The following is a 17,419-nucleotide window of genomic DNA, read 5'->3' on the forward strand; positions in this document are numbered from 1 at the left end:
TGATTGCGTGCTCGGGGCTCCGGCATCCCAAGCGGCCGGTGGCGCGGGCTCCGGGCGGCCGCGTGGTCGCACGGGGGGCACCGACCACGCCGGCATCTCGGGCTCGGGCGCGCGAGCGGATTGCTGCGCACGCTGCTGCGGGGTCAGCCACTCGGGCGCGCGCCAGACCGAGTCGCTGGTGGTCGCTTGCGGCTCGGGGTTGGATTGGATGTCGGCGCTGAGCGGGGGACGCCACGCGGGACCCGGGGCCGCCGACTTGGGGCCGCTCTCTTCACGAATGCTGCCGGGCGTCCAGCGCGGGGACGAGCGCGGCGCCGGCTGACCGAGCACCCGCCCTGACATTGGACCCGAGGCGGGTGCGGGCGCGTCGGGTTGTGCGGCCCACTCTTGCTCGCCAGCCAGACCCGGGTTGGCTGGATCGAGGCCGGGATACGGCCCCGGGGACTCGTAGGCGGGAGCGTAGCGCGGCTCGGGATGCGGGCGCCCGTCAAACTCGACGCTTCCTGCCGCGCGGCCCGTGCCGTCGGGTGCAACCACCGTTGGTTGTTGCGGTTCGCTTGGAATGTCGCGCGTGGACGCTCGCCGTCGCGGTGGGCGAGCAGGCGGCGACGCGGGTCGTGCGTCGCGGTCGAGTTGGCGCGTGACCTCGCGGGTGATCTGCTCGGTCAACGCGGCGAGCTCACCCGAACCGCCCAGACCTGACCACGCAGGACGCTGGGAGGGATCGAGCCACTCGCTGCAGAACCGGCACTTCACGGCCGCTGCCTGAATCTTTTCACCGCAGAAGGGACAAGGCTTCACTTCCCGCGGAACGTATCACACCGACCGGCTTGCACGCACGGACAGGCGCGCATGGTCGCGCCCGAGGTTTGGGGTCCAGTCGGGCCGTGGGCACCGGCGCGCAACGCCGCGCTTGCGCAGGTGCGCAGGCGAACAGGTTGCTCCCCCCGCGCCACCTTGCGCCACCTTGCGCCAATCCCGGCGGCTCCGCCTGTTGCGCTGGCGTTGCGGGCGTTCCTGCAGGTGGGACGCGATTCCGCCCCAGTCGCGTGTGCACAGCTTCAGCCCCAGCTACGCGGTGGCATGGGGATTGAAATCGCGTATCCGTGGAGGACCCATGGTTACAGAATTTACACCGCTCGCCGCGCTGATCGGCGGGGCGCTAATCGGGCTGGCATCGGCCCTGATGCTCGCTTTCAACGGCCGGATCGCGGGGATCAGCGGGATCGTCGGCGGGCTGCTGCAGCGCAGTGACGATCGAACGTGGCGCGGCATGTTCCTGATCGGGATGTTGCTTGGCGGGGTCGTCCTGCAGGCGTTGGTCCCTGGCATGATGCTCGGCGCCGCGACCAGCTCGCTGCCGCTCCTGGCCGTCGCCGGTCTGCTCGTCGGGTTTGGCACGCGGATGGGGGGCGGGTGTACCAGCGGGCACGGGGTCTGTGGGATCTCGCGGCTGTCCACCCGCTCGCTGATCGCAACCGCGACGTTCATGGTCAGCGCAGGGCTGACGGTCTGGATCCTTCGCCACGTGGTTGGAGGCCTGTCATGACCGCGGCGGTGCGGCAGCAGTTGGTGGCGCTCGGCTCTGGCCTGCTGTTCGCGGTGGGGCTGGGGATCGCCGGCATGACCAATCCCCACAAGGTCCTGAATTTTCTGGACGTGTTCGGCGACTGGGACCCAAGCCTCGCGCTGGTGATGCTCGCCGCGATCCTGGTCTACGCGCCGGTCTACCAGTCGCAGAAGCGCCAGGGCGCGCCCAAGCTCGCCGACCGCTTTCACTGGCCAACGAGCCGCGACGTCGACGTGAAGCTGGTCGCGGGCGCGGTGTTGTTTGGGGTGGGGTGGGGGCTGTCGGGCTTTTGTCCGGGCCCTGGGATCGTCGCGGCGACGTTGGGGACTGCGCCCGTGTTGGTGTTCGTTGGGGCGATGATCTTGGGGATGCTGCTCTACCAAAAGGTGACGCGCGCTCGCGGTGGCCCCAGCTCGAACCAGAGCGCTGCCCGCGATGGGTGAGGCTCGCTCGTAACGGCCGCCCACGACATCGCTCGGCCTGAGCGCGGCGGGCTGCCGGGTCGCGCGTCCGCGGATCTTGGTGACGGCCTGCACCTCGTCGGCGACTGGGTTGGCGATCGCCGGGCCTTGCTCGACGCGAGCCCGCGCCGGTCCGCGCCAGCGCCTGATTAGGCATACCGCAGCGGGTTGTAGCAGACCGACACGTAGGGATCGTAGTAGGTCACAAAGCGCAGCGGCTTGGACTCGTCGGCGGCCGGGAAGAAGTCCGTGGACAGCAAGAAGTTCTGCAGATCCTTGCGCGAGACCTTCTTGCCCTTCCACGGCTTGCGGTGCTTCTCGTACAGGTTGACCCACTTGGCGATCGTGGTCTCTGGCAGCTCGAGCATGTCGAGCCGCTCGCGGACCAACCCCGCGAGGACCTCGCCGGTCTCGCTCAGCGGCTCGGGCGGATCGAGCTCGTCGATCTCACCCGCCGTCGTTGCGCCCAGATCATGGGTGACCCACCAGGTCAGGCCGGCGGCACCGCTCACGACCACCGCGCCGCCGATCGTCATGGCCAAGAAGCTCCGCCGCGTCGGCTTGGGGGCGGCCTCCGGGACCGGAATGCCCCCCGAAGGTGGCTGCTGGTTGGTGTCGTCGCTTGCCATCTAGTTTGCCCCCGCAAACATCCGCCGCGCCGATCGCAGCGACAAAGCGGCGATCGTGAGTGACGGGTTGGCGACAGATCCGGTCGTGAAGCTGCTGCCGCCAAGCACGTACAAGTTGCGCAGCTTGTGATGCAGCTGATCGCCGTCGACGACGCTGGTCGCGGGATCGCTGCCCATCCGCGCGGTGCCCAAGATGTGTCCTTCGCTGTCGCGCGGCGTGCCCACGCTGATCTTCTCGACCGGGAGGCCCTCGAACATCTGCTCGAGATCCTGCGCGAAGCGATCGACGGCCCGCTGGGCGTAGTCCGAGTGCTTGGCGTAGGTCGTGACCGGCTTGCTTGGATCCGCGCGGTCGACCTGGACGCGGTTTTGGGCCTGCGGCAGATCTTCGAACACGCCCGTCACGCGCATGTTCTGACGCCACTTGCCCTTGGCGATGCGCAGCCACGTGCGGGTGAAGGTCTCGAGCAGCAGCGCCGCGCGCTCGCGTCGGTGCTCGCCGCGGGCGAAGCGATAGTGGTGGCCGGTGCAGCTGGTGCTGCCGTTGAAGCCATCGACCCCGTCGAAGTTGATGAACCCGGCGACGCCGACCTGCTCGTGCAGGTAGCGGCCAACCACGCCGTCGTCGAGATCCGAGCGCAGCAGGATGTGGGGGTTGAAGATCGCGTTGGCGCCCAGCGCGATGAGCTCGCCGGTGGCCGACGCGTCCTTGCGCGATTGGGTGGCCTCGCGGGTGCCGTGCAGCTCGGGGTCTTCCTGCAGCCACTCCACGCCGGTGGCCACGCCGTCCGCCGAGGTCACCGACTGGACGACCGCCCCAAGCTTCAGCTCGACCCGCGGATCCGCGTAGATGTGCGCGAGCCCGTTTTGGACGGTGAACTTGGCGTCGACCGGGCAAAAATTACAAACGAAGTTGGCGCAGCAGCTGGCCCGATCCGTGCTGACCTCTGGGCGCGGCGGCGTGTGAGCGCGGGCGGTTGGGCACACGTAAAAGTCGTCGCCGTGGCGGGCGAGCAGCAGCTTCTCCGGGTTGGAGAGCTCGTGGGGCGCCTGTGGATAGGGGCGGCTGCGGGCGAAGGGCGTGTGATCGCTGGGACCCGAGATCGTCATGAGATCCTCGGCGTCGCAGTAGAAGGGCTCGAGATCGGCGTAGCTGATCGGCCAGTCCATGCCCTGGCCGTAGCGCGACTGCAGCTCGAAGTCCTCGGCCAGCATCCGCGGCGTGTTGCCGTACCACATGTTCGAGGTGCCCCCGAAGGTCGGGGCATACCACCAGGGCTTCTTGTCTTTGCGCTTGAAGCTGTTGTTGCCGATCTTCTGCAAGCCAAACCGAAGCGAGACCAGCTCCGCGTGGGGCCGCTTGCGACCCCGCTCGAGCACGAGGATCTTGGCCTCGGGCTTGGCGTGGCGCAGGTACTCGTGCAGGAAGAACGACGACGCGAAGCTCGTGCCAACGAGGATGAGGTCGTAGGACGCCACGTGGCGGGAGTATAGGGTAGTTTGAAGACGTCGTCGTGGCGTTGAGCGAGCTCATTGTCAGGCGGCACAGGCCTCAGGCGGCGTCGTCCCCACCGCCGTCATCGTCGTCGTCGTCGTCGTCGTCATCATCATCGTCGTCGTCGTCGTCATCGACGTCGTTGTCGTCGTCGTCGTCGTCGTCGTCCGGGGCGGGCACCCGGCGCCGGCTGGGAGCCTTGGCTTTGGACTTGGGCTTGGACTTGGGCTTGGACTTGGGCACGGGCGCGGGCGCCAGCCCGTACTTGCGGCGGAGCGTGAGCTGGTTCCACGGCAGGGCCCAGCGCGCAGCTGCGCGGCTTCGCTCGGACCGTTCGCGCCGCAGCACCTGCTCTTGCTTGCTGGCCGCGGCGCCCCGCTTTTTATAGGTGTCCCAGCGACCGGCTTCGAGCAGCGAGCGCGGATGCTTGCCCGCCTTGACCCACGCGAAATAGCGAATGAACGCTTGGTGACGCTCGGGGTCGTCGTTGTGATCGAAGTAGTAGCGCTTGAACAGCCGATACTCTTTGTGCGCCTTCTTCGGGCTCGTGTGCGGCAAGCGAGCGATGTACTTGTCAATGTAGACTTCGAAGTCCGTGAAGTAGGCGTCGGGGTACGCGACCCGGATCGCGTTCATCAGCTCGCGGTCGTACCAGAGGATGTACCAGCGACGACCGCCGGTGCCCTGTCCCCAGCGGATCGTCGCGTTGGGCTTGAACCACTTCGAGTAGCCCCCGCCGCGGCGAAAGTGGACCCCGCGCTCGGTCAGGTACTTGGCCTGGGCCCACTTTTCGTGGCCGGGGCGGCCTCGCCTGGTGATCTCGCGGTGGGCGACCTTCGCGTCGGTCAACCCAAGCCGATCGATGACCGGCATCCTCGAGTAGTAGCCAAGCAGCCCGATCGCGCCGGTCGCCAAGATTGGTTGCTTGGCTTCTTGCTCTTCTAGGCCGTCGTGGATCTTCTCTAGGATCACACCCACGCGGTAGTTGGCGTGGTCGATGACCATGGGCGACCACTGGACGATTGGGTAGTAGGTGGTCTCGTCGGTCAGGTACCACAGCGAGGTGCGCGGGCCGATCAGCCGGACCCCGACCGCGCTCGCGGCCATGCAACCTGCGATCAGCATCGCCCCAATCGCGAGCGGTGCGCGGCTCCGCACGGGGGGCGCCGCTTCGTCTTTCCCATGGGCATCGGCGTCCGCGGCCGACTGGGCACGCGCCGCCAATCGATCCGCGCGCAGCTGCTCGAGGGCGAGCTTGCGGGCCTCCCGGGTCAGCGAGAACTCGTGCACCAGCTGCTCGCCAGCGAGCAACAAAAGGGGGATCAGCGTGACGTAGAAGCGCCCCTCCATGAAGTCGCCGCCGACCCGGACGACGTACCACTCGTAGAGCAGCACGGCCGGGACCATGAAGGCCATGAACCGACGACCCGGGACGTTGCTGGGCGGGCGCCACGGCCACAGCAAGAACAACACGGCGACGACGATCCACAGGTGGCTCGACAGGTGGAACGCGGCCGCGTAGTTCACACCCTGCTCGTAGTAGGTCATGTACGCCGACTTGGCGTAGTAGGTGTTTGGCAGCAGCTCGCCGTAGTAGTGCAGCTTCCAGGCCGAGTAGAGCAGCCAGATCAAGAAGGGCGCTGCGTAGGTCGCCATCGGGCGCAGGCCCTCGCGCCAGATCGCCTGCAGCCCAGACTTGCGCGCGCGCCACGTTGGCCCGATCCACACGAACAGCACGACCGCCGAGCCGACCGCGTAGAACACCGCGTGGTCGGGCCGGGTCAGGGTCGCCATGATCCAGCAAAACCCGGCCCAGAACGTGGCCTTGGCGGTGTCGCCAGAGATCAGCGCGAGCACGCCGAGGTTGACCATCAAGCTGGCGAACGCGGTCTCGAGCCCGGTCGTGCCGTAGTCTGTGAAGATGTTCTGGACCGCGAGCAGGCCCACGGCGATCGGCACCGCGAACGCGTGGCGGTGAAAGGGTGGGGCGATCTTCAGGCTGATCCGCCACACCACCCAGAGGTTGAGGGCGAACGCCGCCATCGAGCCGAGCACGGCGATCAGCGGGGCCTCGACGGGCGTCAGCCACATGAACCCGGCCACGATCATCGTCCACAGGAAGTTCGTGTAGCCCTCGACGTACTCGCCCGGGTTGTAGACCAGCCCGTCGCCGGCCACGAAGTTCTCTGCGTAGCGCAGCGAGATGTAGGCGTCGTCAAAGCAGGTCGCGTTGTCGTAGGCCCGCCACAGCCCGACCCCGATCAGCGCGAACACCACGGTCAGCCGCAGCCACCGCTCGCCAGCCCAAGGCTCGCCCGCGCGGCGCCGCCCAACGATCACGCTCCACAACAGGGCAGCCGCGATCGCAGCCAGCGCGTAGCCCAGCATGTCCATCCACAGCGGCTCGACGGCGTCGAGGTAGGTCTCGAGGATGTCGGGGAGGACTTCCTCGCCGTCGCCGTTCAGTTTGGGCGCGAGCAGCATGGTGTGCGTGGGTCAGCGCGCGGCCGCGCGGCGGCTCGTGGCATGGGCGCGGACATTAACAAAAGTTTGGCGACACGGGCCAGGGTTTCTGGGCCGATCCCAGGCCACGACGCCAGCGCCAGCCCGCGACCAACGTGAGCAAAGCGCGGGTGGCTCGTCATGTCCGGGGACCGCGAGATCGGCCCGCCCGATCGCACAGGGCGCGCTCAGGCGAGCACGCGCTCGGCGGCCTGGCGCGCGAGATCGCCGTCAACCTCGTCGCGGTGGTTCTTCATGATCAGCCCCATCAGCCGACCGATCTGCTTCTTGTCGGTGATGCCGTTGTCTTGCGCCAGCTTCGCGACCAGCGCATCCGTGGCCGCGGCGTCGAGCTTGGTCGGGAGGAACTGCTCGCAAAAGCCCAGCTCGAAGCGCGCTTCTGCGAGCGCGTCCGCGGCCCGGTCCCCAAGCGGCTCGAGCTCGGCGATCGTCTTGCGCACCTGCTTGGCGTAGGCGGTGACGTTGTCGAACCACAGCGCGTCGGTCTCTTCCACGCCCGAGCCCGACTTGAGCTCCGTCAGGACCTTGTTCTTGATCATGCCGATCACGAGCTTGGTCGGCTCGTCACGCTCGAGCCGCGCCTTGCGGAAGGCCTTGTCGATCTGCGCCTTGATCCCCTCGGAGTCGCTCATGGCGCGGAGGTTACTCCAGTGCTTCGGTGGCGCAAGCGACGCGTCGCGCGCAGAATTGCGAGTTCGTTTTGGTTGATCTCCGCAGCGTTGGCAGCGCATTGGCCGAGCATTGGGCGCGCATTGGCCGAGCACTGTGCGCGCATTGGCCGAGTATTGTGCGCGCATTGGCCGAGCATTGTGCGCGCATTGGTTGAATGGTCGCTGGACTCCTGTACGTAGTCAGGGCGTGGTGAGACGTGATCGGCGATGACCGCCATCCCGGCTTCGAATTCATCTCTGCGGCTTTAACGCGGGTGCGCTAAACACCCGCTACTGGTGTGAGTGGACACCTCGCGGTCAGCCCCCAATGTGTGTTTGAATGATGTCAGTCTTGGTACTCACGATGCGCATACTTCCTGTTTCCGTTCTCCTCGCGTTCTCCGTTGCTGCTGTCGGGTGTGGTGGCGATGATCCTCGCAGCTCCGATGACGACGGCACGTCCGGGATCGGCACGGCCACGAATGGATCGTCGGACTCCGCCAGCGAGAGCAACGGCGAGGGCAACAGCGAGAGCACGACGACGGGCCCCACGACCGACACCGGGCCCACCACCACCGGCGACGGCGACGGTGATGGCGACGACGACGATGACAGCGGCGGCAGCGGGACCGTGTTCGATCTTGGCGGGCTGCCCGACGCGGGCATCAACTGTGGGGCTGGCGGGGGCAACGATCCTGAGTTCACGTTCTTGTGGGCCGCCAACAGCTCGCAGGGCACGATCTCCAAGATCGACACCAACACCGTCATGGAGGTTGGCCGCTATCAAGTTCGCCCCGACGGCCAGGGCAGCCCGTCGCGAACCTCGGTCAGCCTGACGGGCCACGTCGCGGTCGCCAGCCGCCAAGGCGGCGTCACCAAATTCTACGCAACGGAAGAATTCTGCGAGGAGTCCAACGGCATGCCCGGGATCCAGACCTCGCTCAACAACCAGGCGCTGCCGTGGGATCAAGAAGAGTGCCGGGCCTGGCACACGCCCTTCGACTACAACAGCCAGCGGCCGCTCGCGTGGGCGCCCGGGACCTGGAACGCCGGCACCTGCGAGTGGGACAACGAGATGTTGTGGACGGCCGGGCGCTACGGCAGTAACCAAGACCAGGTGTTGCTGCTCGACGGCGACACTGGCGTGGTCGTCGAGACCGTCGACATCCCCGGGCTCAAGTCCGACTCGTTTGGGATCTACGGCGCCGCCGTCGACTCCGAGGGCAACTTTTGGGGCACGGGCTGGGCGACCGGCAACCACCTCGTTCGCGTCGATCGTCAGACCATGGAAGCCACGGTCTGGGACGGCCCATCCTCGACCGGGTTCACCTCGCACTGGTACGGCATGACCGTCGACGTCAACGGTTACGTGTGGAACTGCGCCAGCCGGGTCGCTCGCTTCGATCCCATGACGGAAGAGTGGGCCGTCAGCGACGAGCTCGGGGCGTGGTCGGCAGGCTGCATGGCGGACGCCGATCCTGATGGGCTGCTGTGGCTCGGGGGCACCGGCGTGCGCGGCCTCAACCGCGAGACCTTCGAGGTCGTCTACAACTGGCCAACACCGTCTTCGTACGGCGTGAGCATCGACTTCAATGGCTACGTCTGGGCCGTCAATGGCAACGGTGCGCACCGGGTGGATCCCATGACGGGGCAGGTCACCTCGTACAACGGGCTGGTCGGGGCCTACACCTACTCGGACATGACCGGCGCGGCGCTCAGCGCCGTCGGCGGCAACCCGAACGGGTAGCCGCGAGCGAAGAGCGATCAAATTCGCGAGGCACCGCGGGCCACCGCGAAGCGGCTGCGCGTGTGCTTTGGATCGTCGGGACTAGACTCGAGCAGCATGCTGTTGCTCGAGAAGCAAAGTACGTTGATCGTCGTCGCCGATCGTGAATCGGCGCGCTTTTATCGTCACGCCCACCCCGGTGCCGTCCTAGAGCCCGCTCGCAGGGCGATCGATCGGCCCAGCCAAGGCGATCGCAACGCTGATCGGCCGGGACGCAGCTTCGAGTCGGTTGGCCAGGTCCGCCACGCGATGGAGCCGCCGACCAGCTACCAGGCGCTCGAGCGTCAGGAGATGGCCGCACAGATCGCGCAGACGGTGGAGGCGGCGTTCGAGGGGGACGAAGCGCAGCGGCTGGTGCTGATCATCGAGCCGCAGCTGCTTGGCGAGGTCCGGCAGAAGCTCGACAAGTCGGCGCGCGACCGGGTGATCCTCGAGCTGCCGTTGCACCTGACCCAGGCCGACCCGCGCGAGCTGGCGCGGCGTCTGAACGACTCGGGCAAGCTCGGCCGCGTGCTCTGATCTGCGATCCCGACAAGCACGGCACCGAGTGCTCGCCCACCGTGGCCGGCCGGCAGCACGCCTGTTGCGGTGCCCTGCGATCGAGCCAACGTCGCTCGAGCTAGTCGCCCGTGCGTTCGCGTCGATAGGTGCCGATCAGCTGGGCCTGCCCGAGGATGTGACCGCTCATCGCCTGCTCGAGCTCGGCCTTGGTCGGCTGCGACAGGTCTCCAAGCGGCGCGTCGAGGGCGTAGAGCTTGTGCACATAGCGGTGCTCGCCGATCGGCGGACACGGGCCGCGGTAGCCCGTGCTGCCCCAGTCGTTGCGGCCCTCGTGGGTCCCGGTGGGGAGCTCGCGTGCGCCCCGGTCCAGACCGGTCGCGTTGGCCGGGATCTCATAGAGAACCCAGTGCACCCAGGTTCGTTTGGGTGCCTTGGGATCCGGGGCGTCGGGGTCGTCAACGATCAGCGCGAGGGTCTGGGTGCCGGCCGGGATGTGTGACCAGTCCAACGGGGGCGAGATGTCCTCGCCCTCGCAGGTGTACTGGCGGGGGATCGCCTCGCCGTCCTCGAACGCGGGGGACTCCAGTAGCATGTCGGGGATCCTGGGTTTGTGGTTGGGCCTGCTGTCGGCAGGGGCCGTCTGTACGCAGGCGCTCGTGAGCAGCAGGCCAAGCACGGTCTCCACAGCAAGGTTCGCCATGAAGACAGTCTAGCGGTGTCTCCGGTCAAAGCTTCGCGCGGCGAAGACGTAGCGCGTTGCTGATGACCGAGACTGAAGACAAGCTCATCGCCGCCGCCGCGATCATCGGCGAGAGCAACACGCCCGCGATCGGGTACAGCAGGCCAGCCGCGACGGGTACACCCAGTGCGTTGTAGACAAACGCGAACGCCAGGTTCTGCTTGATGTTGCGCATGGTCGCGCGACTCAGCCGGCGGGCACGCAGGATTGCGCGTAGATCCCCGTGGACCAGGGTGACGCCAGCGCTGCCAATAGCGACGTCGGTGCCTGTACCCATTGCAATACCGACGTCAGCCTGGGCCAGCGCGGGCGCGTCGTTGATGCCGTCGCCTGCCATGGCCACGCGTTGGCCCTTGGCCTGCAGCGCGGCGATCTCGGCGGCCTTGTCTGCGGGCAGCTGCTCCGAGATGAGCGCATCAATACCGAGAGCATCGGCGACGTGGGCCGCCGTCGCGTGCGCGTCACCGGTCAACATCAAAATCTGCAGGCCGTCCTCGCGCAGACCGGCGAGCGCCTCGCGTGTGCTCGCCTTGATTGGATCCGCCACCGCGATCAGCCCGGCGACCCTGCGATCAACAGCGACCAGCATGGCGCTCGCCCCCTCGGCGCGCAGCGCCTCGGCCCGCTCGTCGATCGCCGCGAGCGCCTGCGCCTCGACGCCCTGGTCGTCGAGCAGCGCGTGGTTTCCGATCGCCACCGCGCGGCCGTCGACTCGCCCGAGCACCCCCTTGCCAGTCACCGACTCGAACCCCTGCGCCGGATCCAGCTCGAGCCCGCGCTGGACGGCGCCCGCGACGATCGCCGCCGCCAGCGGGTGCTCGGACCCCCGCTCGACGCTCGCGACCCAACCCAGCAGCTGATCTTCACTCGGCCCGCCAGGCACGGTCTCGACCCTGGTCAGGGTGGGCTTGCCCTCGGTCAGCGTCCCGGTCTTGTCGACGACCAGCCACTGAACGGCTTCGAGCCGCTCGATCGCCTCGGCGTCTGCAAACAACACCCCCGCTTGGGCGCCGCGGCCCATTGCGACCATGATCGAGATCGGCGTGGCCAGGCCCAGCGCGCACGGACAGGCGATGATCAGCACGGCGACGGCGTTGACGAGACCGTGGGCCATGCGGGGCTCGGGTCCCCAGATCGACCAGATCACAAAGGTAGCGATCGAGACGGCCACGACCACGGGTACGAACACCCCCGCGACGGTGTCGGCCAAGGCTTGGATCGGCGCGCGGCTGCGCTGGGCCTCGGCGACCAGCGCGACGATCCGCGCGAGCATGGTCTCGCTGCCGACCTTTTGCGCGCGCACGACCAACCCACCCGCGGTGTTGAGGGTCGCGCCGATCACCGGATCGCCGATCTGCTTGGTCACCGGCAGCGGCTCGCCGGTCAGCATCGACTCGTCGACGCTGCTGCGGCCGTCCACCACCTCGCCGTCCACGGGGATCTGCTCTCCCGGGCGCACCCGCAGCCGATCGCCGACCTGGATCGCCGCGATGTCCACGTCGATCTCGCTGCCGTCGTCCAGCAGCTTGCGGGCGGACTTCGGTGCCATGCCCAGCAGCGCCTCGATCGCCGCGCCGGTCCGCGAGCGCGCCCGCAGCTCGAGGACCTGGCCGACCAAGACCAGCGCCACGATCATCGCCGCTGCCTCGAAGTAGACCGGCACGCGATCGTGGTGGTCACGCATCGAGGCTGGGAACAGATCGGGGGCGATCGTCGCTACCACGCTGTAGACGTACGCGACGGTGACGCCAAGCCCGATCAGCGTCCACATGTTCAGATTCCACGGTCGCCTTGGCACCAAGGATCGCGCCCCCCGAACCAGGAACGGCCAGCCGCACCACAGCACGACCGGGGTCGCGAGCAGCAGCTCAATCCACGGGCGGATCGGGGCGGGGACGCTCGCCAGCGGATCCGCAGTGATCACCATGGGCAACATCGAGAGCACGAACAGGGGGATCGTGAAGATCAGCGAGACCCACAGGCGTCGCCGCATGTCATGGAGCTCGGGGTTCTCGACCCGGGCCCCCGTGATCGTGCGCGGCTCGAGAGCCATGCCGCACTTTGGGCACGCGCCCGGCTCATCCCGGATCACCTCGGGGTGCATGGGGCAGGTCCACTGAACTTTGCCGCCCGTGTCTCCATCTTGCTCGGACATCCGCGCCGGGACTGTGACGCCAAGACCCCGGCGCCGCATCGGGAGCGTTCATGCAGAGCTTGCGCATGGCCAACTCGGCCCAGACTTGGAACGCCGGACCGCGGCTCGGTCCAAGCCTACGACCATGCGCATCTCCCCCGTGCTCCTCGTGCTGCCCCTGCTCCTGACCGCCTGCCAGCACGACGGCGAGGCCGACGACACCTCCGCGATCGGCCTGTTCGACGGCCTGTTCGATGGGGTTGCAACCGGCCTGAACTACCCGCTCGACATCGGCGTGGCGCCCGACGACCTGCTCACAGAGGCTGACATCGAGGGCGGTGACATCTACCTTGCCAACTACGGCACCTCCGAGATCATGTGGGTCCGGGATCCAACCGGAGCGCCGGACAGCGGCGCCGCCACGCCGATCTTCGACGGCACCTCGGCTGGGTTTGCCGGTCCAACCGCGATCTCGGTCCCCACCCACGCCCGCGTGTGGGCGGCGTTCGAGCAGGGGGGCTCGGACAACGCAGGTGGCATTGCGATCCTCGATCAGGACGGCGCGCTGATCTCCACGATCGACGGCAGCGACAACCCCGACGCGTTCGCCAACCCCGGCGGCCTCTGCTACGGCGGTCGCTCGGCCGACGGCGCGATCGCGTACTTCTACTTGGTCAACCTTGGCGACGGCACCGCGTGGCGGATCGAGGCCAGCACCCTCGACGGCGACGGCCTCGCGTTCACCCAGATCGGCAGCGGGCTGGCGACCGGGACCCCGGGCAACCCCGGCTCGCCAGGCAACGGGCTGAGCAGCTCGTCAGATCTGCCCCAGGGCGGCGCGCGCGGCTGCGCCTACGACCTGGGCTCGCTCTACGTCGCGGACATGCAAAATGATCGGGTCGTGCGCTTCGACGATGCTGCGACCAACGATGGCATTGATGGCGTCGCGCTCGAGGACCTCCCGGCTGGGAACCTCAACGACCCCACGGATCTCACGGTCAACGCCGAGGGCTACTTGATCATCGTCTCCTACGAGAACGCGAAGGCGTTCTTGACCGTGGAGCTGCCGCGCGGCGGCTTCATCGACAACGGCCTGCAAGACCTCAGCGTCAACGCGGGCAACTACGGGGTCGCGGTCGCCAGCGGGACCGTGTGGTTCACCCGCGCCAACAACAAGAACGGAACACTGCGGGCCGTCACGCCCGAGCAGGACGTGCTGCCAACGACCGAAGGGCCGTTCCCGCCGCAGTGAACACTCACTCGTCGGCGCTGTCGGTGCACGCGGCGATCTCCAACGCCGCTTGCAGCTCGCAGTTCCTGGCGCACAGGTCCTCGCTCGCGCTGCTGGCTAGCGGGGCGTCGTCGTTCAGCACGGCGTCTCGATAGTCCGCCCAGGTCTGCATGTGTGCGCTGGGCTCGAAGCCAGTGTCCGACAGCAGATCCGTCATCACCGGCAGCACGATCCGCGTGTACATGATCCCCTCGTCGACGCCCTTGGCCGCTTCGGCGCTGCCGAGCGAACCGGCGAGCAGGGCCTCGTCACAGTACTTGCGCGCCCGCTTGACGAACACGATCGCCAGCTCGTGCTCGATCAGATCTGCGTTGATCTCGGCTGGTGCGCCCTCGAGCATTGTGGTGATCAGCTCGAGCGCCGGCGTGTTGCGCCCCAGGATCCGGTCTTCGATCAACGCCAACAGCCCCCGCGCCTCGCGGGCCGCGAGCGGGTCGTCCTTGGCTCGCGCCCGCTCGGCGAGCGCGAGCAGGTTGCGCTGGACGACGCCAAACGAGCCCTTCTCGACCACTTGCTTGGCAGACTTGGTAGCGAGCTCGTCGGGGGCCCACGCTTGCTCGGGTCCGATGATGCCCGCCGATCCGGTCGTGAACGCGCCCTCGATCGTCGCCTCCCAGTCTTCGCCCGCGACGGCGTCGGCCGAGCTGGCGAGCGTGGCGAAGCTCCCGCTCCACACACACCAGGCCCAATCCCACTCGGCGTGAAACAGGGCGGGGTCGCGCTGCGGGTCGGGGAGCGCGTCCGACACCATCGCAAGCCGGGCCCGGACGTCGAGTAGGGCGACGGCACGAAGCGTGGCGAGCACGTCTGCCAAGATCAGCTTGCGAGCCTGCCCCTGCTCGAGGGCCGCGAGCTCGAGGGCCTGCTCGATCGCCAGATCGTCGGTCAAGACGCCAGCCTCGACCCGACCGAGGCGGGCGCCGACCTCCCGTACCCAGCGCTGGACGGCGGTGCCCCCAGGCAGCGGCGACTCGCCGGACAAGTCCGGCGCGGACCCGCGATAGAGCTCGATCACGTAGTCCAGATCGGGGTCGGGCAGCCGCAGCTCCGCTTCGATCTGGGCGAGGCCGAACATCGCCGCCTCGCAGGCGGGCAGCGGCGTGTCACCGAGCGCGGGCTCGTCTTCATTGCCGACGTCGTCGGCCGAGCTGTCCGCGTCGTCCTCGAGGCCCTCGCAGGCGAACAGGGCGGCGCTGAGCAGCAGCGGAGCAAGTGTCCAATTCATGTAGTTCATGTGATTCATGGCGGGTGGGTCGTGGGTGCAGGCAAGATCCACGGCTTCGCGGCGAGGCCCTCGCGGGTGGCCGCGAGGTCCGTATTGGGATCGATCAAGCGATGGTGCGGGCGGCCGTTGAACGCCACGAACACGTCGGCGCGGATCTCGATCGCGCTGCCGGGCATCTCGCGCTCGAGCCGCGCGGCCAAGTGCCGGGCGTACTGGGCGATCAGATCCGGCTGGGTGCTCATCATCTTCACTTGCAGCGGGCTCAGCTCGGCGTGGGGGTCGAGCTTCCAGCGCCGGCCGGTGGCGCGGTCGTGGACCCGAAATTCGGCGAACCCAACCTTCTCGATCAACATCACGCGATAGCCGAAGCGAAACCCCTGCTCGTGCCACAGCGACGACCCCGGGTACAGCAGAGAGCGCCAGGGTAGCGCGATCTGAACGAGCAACAGCGCGCCCGCGGCCCAGGTCAGCGCCTGCTTCAACCGCGGGTCGATCGGCGTTGACGCAGGCGTCCGGTCTCGCGCCATGAACCGGCGCGGCCAGTCTGGCGCGAACATGATCGTTGCGCAGCCGATCATGAACCACGGGAACATGCCGATCGGAAACAATAGCCCCGTGATCACATGAAAGCCGACGACCGCCACATAGGCGTAGGCCCGGGTCGGCCGCCACAACAGCGCGGGGACCACCAGCAGATCGAAGCCAAGGCCCGACCACGAGGCCAGGTGGGCGAGCCAGGCTTCATCGAGCCACGCGCCCACGAGCGGAAGGTCCGCGCGACGGGCCAGCCAGGTCTTCAGGGGTTGGGCGTAAACCAGCCAGTCCGCGCCGATCTTGGCGATGCCGGCGTACAGGTAGACCAGGCCAACCTGGACCCGCACCAGCGTCAGCTGGATCTGGCTCACCCGGGCGTCTTCGTCGGGCACCGGCGGTAGCAGCACGAAAGTAGCGAGCAAGCAGCTGATGAAATAGTAGTGATTGAGGTAGTAGCTCAGGTCGATCAGCTCGATATACGTGAACGCGAGCAGACACGTCAGCGCGCTCAGGCGCGGCCGCAGCCCCGCCGCGAACGCGAGGCTCGCCGCGGCCAGGACCGCGAACAACCCGTACGCGAGCGTTGGCGTGGGCGCCTGGACCCACGCGAACCCCCAATAGTGAAAGTGAAAGCTTGGCGCGAGCAGCAGCTCGTCGACCCACCCGCGGGCCACGAAGCGCAGCGCGGACACGCACACCAGCAGGCCCACGAACACGCGCAGGATTACCAGCGAGCTGGCGTCGACCCGCTGCCTCGACCATGCGCGCGCGCGCTCGCAGCAGCCCGGGCCCATCGCCTAGTCCCCGTCGTTGTCGCTCAGCGAGACCGTCACCCCGAGCAGGCTCGCGACGTCGGCCGTCATCGAGATCCGCAGGCGCTCGACCGCGACTTGGGCCTGCTCGACGGCCGCGGCGTCGGAGCTGATCGAGAGCCGCAGCGGCTCGGGCACCGCCGCGAGCGCGAGCTTGGCCTGCTCGAGCTCCTCGCGGATCTTGGCGTCGACGTCGGGGCTGCGCTGCGCGACCAAGATCGTCAGGCCGCTCGCGCCATCGTCGGCCCCGAGGTACGCCGCCTCGAACCCCGCGAGTCCGTCGAGGGCGTCGCTCAAAGATCGATCCGAGAGCCGCGACTCGACCAGCTCGGGATCCGCTCCGCTGGCGCTGGTGAGCCCGAGCGGCTTGGCCAGCTTCATGTCGTCGATGTCGTGGAGCCCGCTGATCAGGGCGTTGACGATCGCGTCGATCGCAGACGCCACGTCTGGATATGCGTCGCCGACGAGCGTCGTCGTGTACTGGCTGCGCCAGGCGTCGTCGAGCTCGGCCAGGCGCAAGGCGACGTCGCTGGCCAGCAACTCGAGGTAGGCGCAGCGGGCTGGGCCCTGATCGCTGGTCAGCGCCGCAAGCACGGCCTCGTCGCCCGCCAGCGGATCAAACAGCAAGTACTCGATCGCCGGCATGCCCTTGCTCGCGACCCCGAGCAGATCGAGCTCGGCCTGCGAGGTCACGCCCGCCGCGACCCCGCCGTCGACGCTGGCTGGGCGCACGGGCCAAAAGTCGATCGCGGTGTCGAAGCCGTCGTCGACGATCGGCCCGAGCGGGACCGCCAGCAGCTGCTTCCACGGGGCTCGCAGCTGCCACCAAGCGTCCTGCGCCGCGGTCAGCGACGCGGCGTCGGGGGCCGCACACAGCTCGGTCGCCGCGCCGTCGAGCGCTGCGCCGCGCTGCCTCGCGTCGGCGAGCGTCGGCACCAGCTGGTCCTCGATCAGGCTGGTGATCACCTCGGCGCGGCGATCGGGCTCCTGGTCGGTCGGGCACGCGACCAGCACGCCAAGCGCGACGCTGCCAAGGGCAAGCAGCCCAGCCACCACGGCGCCACGACGC

14 protein-coding genes and 1 pseudogene are annotated in these 17,419 nt (G+C 68.1%); 5 read left to right on the top strand and 10 right to left on the bottom strand.

Going from position 1 to position 17,419, the window contains the following annotated elements:
• Nucleotides 1-801 (bottom strand): annotated as a pseudogene (locus DB30_RS25890) (hypothetical protein); the annotation flags it as partial.
• A gap of 316 nt (nucleotides 802-1,117) precedes the next feature.
• On the opposite strand from DB30_RS25890, the gene DB30_RS25895 reads away from it, so the two are divergent.
• Nucleotides 1,118-1,549, top strand: coding sequence for a YeeE/YedE family protein (locus DB30_RS25895; RefSeq protein WP_052553731.1), 432 nt, complete (start codon nucleotides 1,118-1,120; stop codon nucleotides 1,547-1,549).
• Complete coding sequence (locus DB30_RS25900) at nucleotides 1,546-2,013, top strand: DUF6691 family protein (protein ID WP_052553734.1); 468 nt, start codon at nucleotides 1,546-1,548, stop codon at nucleotides 2,011-2,013. The genes DB30_RS25895 and DB30_RS25900 overlap by 4 nt, the downstream gene beginning before the upstream one ends.
• Nucleotides 2,014-2,180: 167 nt before the next feature.
• On the opposite strand, the gene DB30_RS25905 is transcribed toward DB30_RS25900, so the two are convergent.
• The 4 genes from DB30_RS25905 to DB30_RS25920 form a co-directional block, all read right to left on the bottom strand.
• Nucleotides 2,181-2,660, bottom strand: coding sequence for a winged helix DNA-binding domain-containing protein (locus DB30_RS25905; RefSeq protein ID WP_052553736.1), 480 nt, complete (start codon nucleotides 2,658-2,660; stop codon nucleotides 2,181-2,183).
• Nucleotides 2,661-4,139 (bottom strand): GMC oxidoreductase, encoded by a 1,479-nt coding sequence (locus DB30_RS25910; RefSeq protein WP_052553738.1) that lies wholly within the window; start codon nucleotides 4,137-4,139, stop codon nucleotides 2,661-2,663.
• Between the two features lie 73 nt (nucleotides 4,140-4,212).
• Complete coding sequence (locus DB30_RS41665) at nucleotides 4,213-6,639, bottom strand: hypothetical protein (protein WP_052553740.1); 2,427 nt, start codon at nucleotides 6,637-6,639, stop codon at nucleotides 4,213-4,215.
• Nucleotides 6,640-6,845: 206 nt separating this feature from the next.
• The gene (locus tag DB30_RS25920) at nucleotides 6,846-7,310 is read right to left on the bottom strand and encodes a GatB/YqeY domain-containing protein (RefSeq protein WP_052553742.1); all 465 of its coding nucleotides are present in this window, start codon (nucleotides 7,308-7,310) and stop codon (nucleotides 6,846-6,848) included.
• Between the two features lie 382 nt (nucleotides 7,311-7,692).
• Between DB30_RS25920 and DB30_RS25925 the strand changes: the two genes are divergently transcribed.
• A complete protein-coding gene (locus DB30_RS25925) occupies nucleotides 7,693-9,075 on the top strand; it encodes a Vgb family protein (protein WP_146660633.1) in 1,383 nt (460 codons plus the stop codon).
• A gap of 96 nt (nucleotides 9,076-9,171) precedes the next feature.
• A complete protein-coding gene (locus tag DB30_RS25930) occupies nucleotides 9,172-9,633 on the top strand; it encodes a host attachment protein (protein WP_052553747.1) in 462 nt (153 codons plus the stop codon).
• 100 nt (nucleotides 9,634-9,733) lie between these two features.
• Here DB30_RS25930 and DB30_RS25935 read toward each other — a convergent pair whose 3' ends face one another.
• Together DB30_RS25935 and DB30_RS25940 are read right to left on the bottom strand one after the other, a co-directional pair.
• A complete protein-coding gene (locus tag DB30_RS25935) occupies nucleotides 9,734-10,207 on the bottom strand; it encodes a YbhB/YbcL family Raf kinase inhibitor-like protein (protein ID WP_052553822.1) in 474 nt (157 codons plus the stop codon).
• 133 nt (nucleotides 10,208-10,340) lie between these two features.
• Complete coding sequence (locus tag DB30_RS25940; RefSeq protein WP_240480328.1) at nucleotides 10,341-12,509, bottom strand: copper-transporting P-type ATPase; 2,169 nt, start codon at nucleotides 12,507-12,509, stop codon at nucleotides 10,341-10,343.
• 124 nt (nucleotides 12,510-12,633) lie between these two features.
• Here DB30_RS25940 and DB30_RS25945 point away from each other — a divergent pair, with 124 nt between their 5' ends.
• Nucleotides 12,634-13,740 carry an NHL repeat-containing protein gene (locus DB30_RS25945; RefSeq protein WP_052553749.1) on the top strand — a complete coding sequence of 369 codons (1,107 nt, stop codon included), beginning with the start codon at nucleotides 12,634-12,636 and terminating at the stop codon, nucleotides 13,738-13,740.
• Nucleotides 13,741-13,744: 4 nt separating this feature from the next.
• Here the strand turns inward: DB30_RS25945 and DB30_RS25950 are convergent, their stop codons facing one another.
• From DB30_RS25950 to DB30_RS25960, 3 genes are read right to left on the bottom strand one after another with little or no spacing between them, the layout of a single operon-like run.
• On the bottom strand, nucleotides 13,745-15,004 hold the full coding sequence (locus tag DB30_RS25950) for a hypothetical protein (protein ID WP_146660635.1): 1,260 nt from the start codon (nucleotides 15,002-15,004) through the stop codon (nucleotides 13,745-13,747).
• Between the two features lie 14 nt (nucleotides 15,005-15,018).
• A complete protein-coding gene (locus tag DB30_RS25955) occupies nucleotides 15,019-16,332 on the bottom strand; it encodes an HTTM domain-containing protein (protein WP_052553753.1) in 1,314 nt (437 codons plus the stop codon).
• 3 nt (nucleotides 16,333-16,335) lie between these two features.
• Entirely contained in the window at nucleotides 16,336-17,403 is a 1,068-nt protein-coding gene (locus tag DB30_RS25960) for an imelysin family protein (protein WP_165703948.1), read from the bottom strand.
• Between the last annotated feature and the right edge of the window lie 16 nt (nucleotides 17,404-17,419).

Origin of the sequence: Enhygromyxa salina, from assembly GCF_000737335.2 — a bacterium.
Lineage (GTDB): Bacteria > Myxococcota_A > Polyangia > Nannocystales > Nannocystaceae > Plesiocystis > Plesiocystis salina_C.